Annotated in this window: 2 protein-coding genes and 1 pseudogene; all 3 read right to left on the reverse strand. The window is 42.6% G+C overall.

Annotated elements, in window-relative coordinates; genetic code table 11:
* Positions 1-246 precede the first annotated feature (246 nt).
* A complete protein-coding gene (wecB, locus tag AC52RT_RS13760; RefSeq protein ID WP_495541269.1) occupies positions 247-1,413 on the reverse strand; it encodes a non-hydrolyzing UDP-N-acetylglucosamine 2-epimerase in 1,167 nt (388 codons plus the stop codon).
* A 16-nt stretch (positions 1,414-1,429) separates the two neighbouring features.
* Positions 1,430-2,059 carry a uracil phosphoribosyltransferase gene (upp, locus tag AC52RT_RS13765; protein WP_495541270.1) on the reverse strand — a complete coding sequence of 210 codons (630 nt, stop codon included), beginning with the start codon at positions 2,057-2,059 and terminating at the stop codon, positions 1,430-1,432.
* Between the two features lie 185 nt (positions 2,060-2,244).
* Positions 2,245-2,673: pseudogene (locus AC52RT_RS13770) on the reverse strand (serine hydroxymethyltransferase); the annotation flags it as partial.

The raw sequence follows: 2,673 nt of genomic DNA on the forward strand, positions 1-2,673 counted from the left end.
AACATACAACACCCCATTTTTTAGTTAGGGTTTCACAGATACAGAAGGCTATTCATATCTAAACTAAATTATCTAGAATATGGGGGTTGTGGATTCGAAACCTTTTTAGACTAGGGTCCTCCACAATCGTTCTGTGCGGAAACGTGTAAAACCTGTGCGCTTCAGCCTCTTTTGTGTGCGGAAGGCCGAACCTCCGCTAAAAAGAAAAAGAGGCTGCCGAGGGTTCTCGGCAACCTTTAGAAAAAATCAGCGTGACTTTTCCTTTTTTTCTTCAACCCGAAACGGTTCGGGTGCTGTATCGGTTTGTTTGAAGTAATAGCGGATGGCTTCTGCAATTCTGACGGATGCATTACCATCCCCATATGGATTAGAAGCATGGGCCATGCTTTGGTAAACTTGCTGGTCGGTTAAGAGTTCCATTGCTAAATGGAAAATGGTGTCTTCATCCGTGCCGGCAAGTTTCAATGTTCCCGCCGATATTCCCTCTGGCCGTTCAGTGGTATCTCGTAAAACGAGAACGGGAACGCCAAGAGTCGGTGCTTCTTCCTGTATGCCACCTGAATCCGTCATAATTAGGTGTGCTCTTGCAGCAAAATTGTGGAAATCAAGAACATCAAGTGGTTCGATAAGATGTATTCTCGGATCATTCCCAAGAATTTCATCTGCAAGTTCACGGACAGCTGGATTCAAATGAACGGGATAGATCACTTGAATATCGTCCTGTTCTGCCAAAATGCGTTTCACTGCTTTGAAAATATTCCGCATCGGCTGCCCTAAATTTTCGCGGCGGTGGGCCGTCATTAAAATCAAACGGTCACTGCCAATCTGATCTAGAATCGGATGCGAATAGCTTTCGGAAACAGTTGTTTTCAATGCATCTGTAGCGGTATTACCGGTCACAAATATGTTTTCTGTTTTATTTTCAAGCTTCAGGTTTTCTACTGCAAGATCTGTAGGTGCAAAATGCAGATCAGCGATGATCCCCGTCAGCTGTCTGTTTACTTCCTCCGGATAGGGAGAGAATTTATTCCACGTCCGCAGACCTGCCTCAACATGACCGACCCTGATTCGATTATAAAAAGCCGCAAGACTCGCAACAAATGTCGTTGTTGTATCCCCATGCACGAGCACGATATCAGGATTTGCTTCTTTCATCACTTTGTCCAAGCCGCTAAGTCCTCGTGTTGTGATATCGGCAAGCGTTTGGCGATCCTGCATAATGTTAAGATCATAGTCAGGTTTAATCGAAAATAAGTTTAACACCTGATCAAGCATTTGCCGGTGTTGAGCGGTGACTGCCACGATGGGAGTGAAATAATCTGGATGTTTTTGGAATTCAAGTACTAAAGGAGCCATTTTTACAGCTTCCGGTCTTGTCCCAAAAATCGTCATAACCTTAATTGGTTTGATCATTTTTTCACCTCCGTACTTATTTTGTTCCGAATAGACGGTCTCCAGCATCCCCAAGACCTGGAACAATATAACCATGGTCGTCTAGCTTTTCATCAAGGGCAGCAATGAAAATCTCCACATCAGGGTGAGCCTCTTGAAGTGCTTCTACGCCTTCTGGAGCAGCAATTAGGCACATGAATTTAATATTAACCGCGCCGCGCTTCTTGATGGATTCAATGGCTTCGATAGCCGATCCGCCTGTAGCAAGCATTGGATCAACCACGATGCACTCACGTTCAGCCAAATCGCTTGGAAGCTTCACATAATATTCAACAGGTTTAAGCGTTTGTGGATCACGGTATAGACCAACGTGGCCGACCTTCGCAGCTGGAATCAGTTTCAATATTCCATCAACCATTCCAATACCTGCGCGCAGAATTGGGATAATGCCTAATTTTTTACCTGATAAGACATTGAATTTCGCTGTGCATACTGGTGTTTCGATCTCTACTTCCTCAAGAGGAAGATCTCTAGTAATTTCAAAAGCCATTAGAGTTGCGACTTCGTCCACTAGTTCACGGAATTCTTTCGTGCCTGTTTTCACGTCACGTATGTATGCGATTTTATGTTGAATTAGCGGATGATCAAAAACAAATACTTTTGACATATTAGTCGCTCCTATTCTTTATGTGGATTTTTCCCCTTTTTTCTCGGCCATTTTAGACCAGCCATCTTGACACTTCTACCCATTCTACAGAAAAAGCAGAAAGACTTCAATAAATTATAAGAAGTCAGACCTCGGCTGGAAAAATAGAGCAAAAGCCGCCCTGAAAGTTAGGGCGGCTTCGTGTCTTAATACTCTGCGTATAATTGGTATTTACTCGAAAGAGCTTCCACTCGCTTAGATGCTTCTTCAAGTTTCTCTTCATTTTCAACGTTCTTCAATACAAGATTGATAATAGAAGCAATTTCATCCATATCTTCTAAACCAAAGCCTCTTGAAGTGACAGCCGCTGTACCAATACGGATACCGCTTGTCACAAATGGTGTTTCCGGATCAAACGGAATTGCATTTTTATTAACTGTAATACCAATATCATCTAAAGCACGCTCAGCAACTTTTCCAGTTAGATTCACAGAGCGTGTATCTAATAGTAGCAAATGATTGTCTGTGCCATCAGAAACAAGCTTTAATCCTTCATTTTTCAAGGATTCGCCCAAACGCTTGGCATTATCAATAATTTTTTGAGCATACTCATTAAAATCTTCTTCTAGTGCTTC

The sequence above is a fragment of the Peribacillus sp. genome, from assembly GCF_059453735.1.

Bases quoted from the DNA above. Each gene is read 5' to 3' on its own strand.
- wecB (WP_495541269.1), bottom strand. From the start codon at position 1,413: ATGATCAAACCAATTAAGGTTATGACGATTTTTGGGACAAGACCGGAA.
- upp (WP_495541270.1), bottom strand. From the start codon at position 2,059: ATGTCAAAAGTATTTGTTTTTGATCATCCGCTAATTCAACATAAAATC.